Source organism: Desulfitispora alkaliphila (assembly GCF_050433185.1).
GTDB classification, from domain to species: Bacteria; Bacillota; Desulfitisporia; order Desulfitisporales; family Desulfitisporaceae; genus Desulfitispora; species Desulfitispora alkaliphila.
Map to the genome: position 1 here is coordinate 1 of NZ_JBNPXS010000073.1, position 5,816 is coordinate 5,816.

5 protein-coding genes, 2 pseudogenes and 1 other annotated feature are annotated in these 5,816 nt (G+C 35.8%); of the genes and pseudogenes, 4 read left to right on the top strand and 3 right to left on the bottom strand.

The features are described from left to right. Positions 1-72: 72 nt before the first annotated feature. Together GGQ84_RS15165 and GGQ84_RS15170 are read right to left on the bottom strand one after the other, a co-directional pair. Positions 73-222, bottom strand: a complete 150-nt coding sequence (locus GGQ84_RS15165) for a hypothetical protein (RefSeq protein ID WP_429163645.1) — start codon at positions 220-222, stop codon at positions 73-75. A 253-nt stretch (positions 223-475) separates the two neighbouring features. Beyond that, a pseudogene (locus tag GGQ84_RS15170) lies at positions 476-691 on the bottom strand (transposase); the annotation flags it as partial. Positions 692-871: 180 nt separating this feature from the next. On the opposite strand from GGQ84_RS15170, the gene acs reads away from it, so the two are divergent. Both acs and GGQ84_RS15180 read left to right on the top strand, forming a co-directional pair. Further along, the gene (acs, locus tag GGQ84_RS15175) at positions 872-2,770 is read left to right on the top strand and encodes an acetate--CoA ligase (protein WP_429163646.1); all 1,899 of its coding nucleotides are present in this window, start codon (positions 872-874) and stop codon (positions 2,768-2,770) included. Positions 2,771-2,824: 54 nt separating this feature from the next. Continuing rightward, the gene (locus GGQ84_RS15180) at positions 2,825-2,977 is read left to right on the top strand and encodes a hypothetical protein (RefSeq protein ID WP_429163647.1); all 153 of its coding nucleotides are present in this window, start codon (positions 2,825-2,827) and stop codon (positions 2,975-2,977) included. A 187-nt stretch (positions 2,978-3,164) separates the two neighbouring features. On the opposite strand, the pseudogene GGQ84_RS15185 reads toward GGQ84_RS15180, so the two are convergent. Continuing rightward, a pseudogene (locus GGQ84_RS15185) lies at positions 3,165-3,349 on the bottom strand (IS5/IS1182 family transposase); the annotation flags it as partial. A 630-nt stretch (positions 3,350-3,979) separates the two neighbouring features. Here GGQ84_RS15185 and ytxC point away from each other — a divergent pair. Both ytxC and GGQ84_RS15195 read left to right on the top strand, forming a co-directional pair. After that, positions 3,980-4,786 (top strand): putative sporulation protein YtxC, encoded by an 807-nt coding sequence (gene ytxC / locus GGQ84_RS15190; RefSeq protein ID WP_429163648.1) that lies wholly within the window; start codon positions 3,980-3,982, stop codon positions 4,784-4,786. Between the two features lie 57 nt (positions 4,787-4,843). Continuing rightward, on the top strand, positions 4,844-5,440 hold the full coding sequence (locus tag GGQ84_RS15195; RefSeq protein ID WP_429163649.1) for a DUF445 domain-containing protein: 597 nt from the start codon (positions 4,844-4,846) through the stop codon (positions 5,438-5,440). A 32-nt stretch (positions 5,441-5,472) separates the two neighbouring features. Further along, positions 5,473-5,689 (top strand) — a binding site (T-box leader). Positions 5,690-5,816 lie beyond the last annotated feature (127 nt).

Sequence of the window (5,816 nt, forward strand, 5' to 3'; positions counted from 1 at the left end):
TGTCACTTGAAAATTTCTCCACATTGGGGTGAAGTCCTTTTTTATGCTATTGAAAACCTTATATATCAAGGGTTAATTAATTTGCAAAAGTCTCAAGTTAGAAAAATAAATAGGTATCCCGATACAATACATAACTAAAGTGCCTAATACGCTAGAAAAACAAGCTAATGCTACTTTGTCGTTAATTGGTTCAGCAAGCCATATTGATTTATTACTAGCCAAGGGAAAACACCTCCTAATCACTTTCCCTAAAGATGCACCTGCAATATTTGAGCTTCCTTATTTAGATAATTTGTAGAAGTATTTTACCCAACTCCTATTGTTCTTATAACCGTTTACGAACAGCTGTAATTCTCAGTAGATTACGAGATGTTTAAGTTAAATGTCTTACTTCACATTTCTCCGCTCCCATTCCAGGACTAAATACCTGGTAAATACTATGGTTGTATGACTAATTACCATATCAAATGAGCGTCGAAGGATCTACTAATCCCTGTTTCATCGTTTCTTTCAAGATACGATAAAAAATTTGCTCAAATAAACCACTATCCTTAAAGCGGCGAGCAAAGTTTTTGCCGAACGTAGTGAAGTGCGGTATTTTCTCGCTGAAACAGTATCCAATAAACCAACGATATGCTACATGGGTTTCTATTTCCCTTATTGTTTGCCGCATAGAACGAATGCCGAAAATTTGGACTTTGTCTACAAGCTGAAATAGTTTCAGAAACTATTTATGTTGGTCTCTGTTAAGGGGCCGTTTTTTAAACATAAATTTCCATTACTCTCTTGAATTTTATTGAAAAACAAGTTATAATAATCTTATAATTCTAAATATACTGAATATTAAAAACTAGAAGGGAGTGATGTTGTTATGACTGATCAAAAATTCAATCCATCTCAAAAGTTTGTACAAAATGCTAATATATCATCGTCATCTATCTACAATGAGGCTAACGCTGATACAGATCAGTTTTGGGCAAGCCAAGCAGAGCGCTTGACCTGGTTTAAAAAGTGGGATCAAATTTGTCAGTGGAATCCCCCTTTTGCAAAGTGGTTTTTGGGCGGACAGATCAATGCTTCATACAACTGTCTAGATCGTCATGTTAAAGGTTCTAAAGGTGATAAAAATGCTATTATATTTGAAGGCGAGCCTGGTGATTCATATACTCTAACCTTTAATCAACTTTACACAGAAGTTTGTAAGTTTGCCAATGTACTGAAAAGCTTAAATGTTACCAAAGGTGACCGGGTAACTATCTATATGCCAATGATCCCTGAGGCGGTAATAGCCATGCTTGCTTGCTCTAGAATTGGAGCTCCTCATAGTGTAGTATTTGGTGGTTTTAACTCAGAGGCTTTGAGCAATAGAATCAATGATAATAATTCAAAGATACTTATTACTACTGACGGTGGTTGGAGAAGGGGTAAAATTATTCCGTTGAAAAAAAACGCTGATAAGGCTTTGGAAAACTGTCCTTCTATAAAAAATGTTATTGTAGCTAAGCGTATAGGAGACAAAATGGACTGCAATATGAGTAAAGGGCGAGACTTATGGTGGCATGACTTAACGGAAGATATTTCAGACCAGTGTTTGCCAGAACATTTAGATTCCGAGGATATGCTTTTCATTCTCTACACTAGTGGAACTACCGGAAAGCCCAAAGGAGTAGTCCACACAACTGGCGGTTATCTTACTGGGACATCTTCAACGCACAACATAGTTTTCGATGCCAAAGATGACGATGTTTACTGGTGCACTGCTGATATTGGTTGGATTACTGGTCATAGTTATGTTGTTTATGGACCATTACTTAATGGGACTACTACTGTCATTTATGAAGGGAGTCCTGACTATCCTGAGAAAGATAGGTTCTGGAGAATAATAGAAAAATATGGTGTAACTGTTTTCTATACAGCGCCAACAGCAATTCGAACATTTATGAAATGGGGAGCAGAGAGGCTACTAAAATATGACTTATCTACTTTGCGCTTACTAGGTACTGTAGGCGAGCCTATAAATCCCGAAGCCTGGCTCTGGTATCATAAGCACATAGGCTATGAAAAGTGTCCTATTGTGGATACTTGGTGGCAAACAGAAACAGGAGCCATCATGATTTCTCCTCTTCCAGGGGTAACTCCTACAGTACCGGGAACAGCTACAATTCCCTATCCTGGTATTAGTATTGATGTTGTAGATGAAACTGGCCAACCTGCAGATATGGGCTACTTGGTAATCAAAAAGCCATGGCCTTCTATGTTACGGACAATTTTTAATGATGAACAGCGATACATAGATACTTATTGGTCCAAGTTTGAAAATTTTTATTTTGCCGGTGATGAGGCCATGAAAGATTCTGATGGTTATATCTGGATCTTAGGTCGAGTTGACGATGTGCTAAATGTCTCTGGGCACCGAATAGGTATTGCAGAGGTGGAAAGTGCTTTAGCAAGACACCCTGCTGTGGCTGAAGCAGCTGTCATAGGAAGACCTCATCAGGTAAAAGGTGAATCGATCGCTGCTTTTGTTGTATTGAAAGAAAAATTTGAAGGCAGCGATGTGTTGATTTCCGAACTGCGGGATATAGTAATAAAGGGCATCGGAGCCTTGGCAAAACCGGATCAGATATTTTTTACCGATGAATTACCTAAAACGAGAAGCGGAAAAATAATGCGAAGACTTTTGAGAGATATTACTTCTGGCCAAGCTATTGGTGATACTACAACATTAGCGGACTCGTCAGTTATTGATACGCTCAAAAGCAAATGCTAGACTACCTTATGTTTTAATTATAGCTAGAAAAATGCAGTTTTATCCCAAAAGAAATTGGCATCAAAGACAGGAGTTTCATCTGGCTTGATTGGTCCGCTAGAAACAGGCACACACTCCATAAAAGAAGAGTTAAAGCTCATATTTAATTATATCCACATGCTAAAAAACCCCAGACTGAAGACAAACGCTACTTTTACCTACGGGTAAAAGCAGAATTTGTCTTCTTTTATTTTTGAAAATAAACTATTTATATATATTATGCTGGACACGGTCCTTGCCATTTCCAATTAGCTAACTTTTTTCTTCCCTCGAAATTTAGTCCAACGCATTCCATGCTTTTCTTTTAGTGTAGATTTCCTTGTTGTAACTAGTATGCCTAAGGTGATCTGCTTCCTCTAACTACTTTCTTTTGTAACTTTTTCTTGTAGCATTAGCTTTCACATGTGTAGAATCAATAAATGCAATAGAAGGATCTACTAATCCCTTTTTCATTGCTTCTTTCAAGATACGATAAAAAATTTGCTCAAACAAATCGCTATCTTTAAAGCGGCGAGCATAGTTCTTGTCTAAAGCTACGAACTCTATTTGAGTTCTTCCATCTTCTACTTTTTTTGATAACATTAAAGCTCCCCCCACACATCATTATTACTATTTCTATTATAACAAAAAAGCTTGTAGATGAAGTCCAAAAATTGGACTTTGTCTACAAGCTGACAAGCCCATATTAACTAAGGGCTTGTTTTTTTCATGTTATAAGCGCTTCCCAAGCATTCTTCCTAGAATAATACCTTTAATAAATGCTACTGGATAAGCCATAATGGATAAAATATTTAATCTCCTGCGCTTCTTAAAAAGCATAACAGCCCTCCTCGCTATTTTGGCTCATAACAATCAACTATTTCATCATTGCATTTTTGACTAGAACTAGTCATTTCAGGATGGAATCAACCTCCACCATTTCCATTGGGTTTATGCCAACGACAGTTTTGTAAGCTACACTTTCTTTTAGTCATATTTCACCTCCATATTAAAAGAGATTATTCTTTATTTTTTCCTATTTTTTTTTACCTATGCAACCGACAATCTTCCAGATTTGATAAAAACATAACAGTTTACTTTTAGATGCGGTGGCAACACTAAAAAAGAATCAAAAGTTATAATCAAAGAGCTATCGACACATATAATATAGCAGATGAAAGGGGTGATCGCATGACGCAATTAATAGCTGTAGGTACTGATGAGGAAATAGAAGTTATAAAACAAAATTTAAGCTTCAATAACTATGAGGTAGATTCAAATCGGCTTAAGTTAAATATGCTTCAAAGCAAAATGGCTTCACTAATAACTGATGTAATAATTAATTACTGGGAATTTAGATTTGTTGAACAAATAGTGAGAACTCAATACTATTTCTTTACACCTGAAGAAAAGGAAGAAATATTGAACAACAGTAGAAAAATATTAGAAAGTGGTTTGGAAACTAGAGGGATTAAAACTGTTTATGGCAAGAGAAAAAGGGAAAAGATAATGAATAAAGTAGAAGAGTACCTCGTTACTGAGGATGAAATAAATATAAAAGGATTTGTAACATTTAGATTGCGTGACTATATGAGAGAACTTCAAGAAGTTGTAGATACTGCAGTGGATGAATTTATGATGGAAAAAGAATATAATGAATTTATCCGTTTGCTCAGATACTTTGTGGACATCCAAGAACCAAAACTAGACATAGTTCATGTAGTAATAAACCCAGATAGCAGTTTTATGCTTTATGATGAAGTAGGAGAGGAGTTAAGTAGTACTTATCTGGAAAGTTTTTTTATGGAGATGGCTGAAACAGACGTTAATTATGATGATTTGTTAATTAGTGCGTTGATTACAATTGCTCCTAAGCAAATAGAGTTGCATTTTAAAGAAAAGTATATAGAAACAGAGGCTACTAAAACAGTGGAACATGTTTTTGGAAACAGAGTGGAAAAATGCTTAAATTGCAACAAGTGTCAAGAAAAGTGGTAAACTTGTATTATCAGCAAAAATTTGATATATTTGTGAGTAAAAGAGAGTTGTGGTTTTGTGCTGATTATACTGCCAATTGTGGGTGCATTTATTGGTTGGATGACAAATAAAATTGCTATCACTTTAATTTTCCGACCCTATAAACCAATAAAAATTCCAGCGGTAAATTATAGTATACAAGGATTATTGCCAAAAAGGAGACAAAAATTAGCTAGTGACCTTGGGGGGATGGTGGAAAAAGAACTTCTCCCCATGGATGATATTTTGGATAAAATTAAAGAGCCAGCTTTTCAGGAAAAACTATTTGTGTCACTGACAGCAAGTTTATACGATAAGATTATTTCAAGAATGCCTATTAGCTTACCTAGTTACATGAAGAATATGCTTTTTAAACAGATAGAAGAAACAGTTGAAAAAGAAGCACCTGCTATACTTGATAGTTTTTTGCTGACAGCTAAAAATGATTTGGAAGAACAGTTCACTATTTCAGAAATGGTAAGTAAGAAAGTTGACGATTTTGACTTAGAAAAACTTGAAAAGCTCGTTGTTAAGATAGTAAATAAAGAGCTTAAGCATATAGAGTACTTAGGTGCGGTAATTGGGTTTGCAATAGGTTTAGTACAATGGGTGTTAGTAGTTATGATGCCAGCATGATTGACAAAAGTGTGAGTAAAAATTATAATTTAGTAAAAGCTGTGATGAGGAAGAGTAAGTTGTGCTATTTCTAACAGAGAGGAGATGCCTTGGCTGAAAGCATTTCTTGGCAATACCAACTGAAAACCACCTCGGAGCTGATCATCTGAACTATCAGTAAGATGATCCGTCTGCCTTTCGTTAAAGGGTTTTGAGGGGGAATGTATATTCCTAGTAAGGTGGAACCGCGGGTAAACTCTCGTCCTTGTTGGATTGAGGGTTTTTTTATTATGTCTATATACATAAAGGAGCATTCCTGTAATGAATTTAAATGAGGATTGAATAAAAAAAGCCCCCTTGGTATCATACGAGGTGTCCGAAGCTGATCAGCAAAAAG

Excerpts from the sequence above, each read along its gene's own strand:
- acs (WP_429163646.1), top strand. The coding sequence starts at position 872 with ATGACTGATCAAAAATTCAATCCATCTCAAAAGTTTGTACAAAATGCT.
- ytxC (WP_429163648.1), top strand. The coding sequence starts at position 3,980 with ATGACGCAATTAATAGCTGTAGGTACTGATGAGGAAATAGAAGTTATA.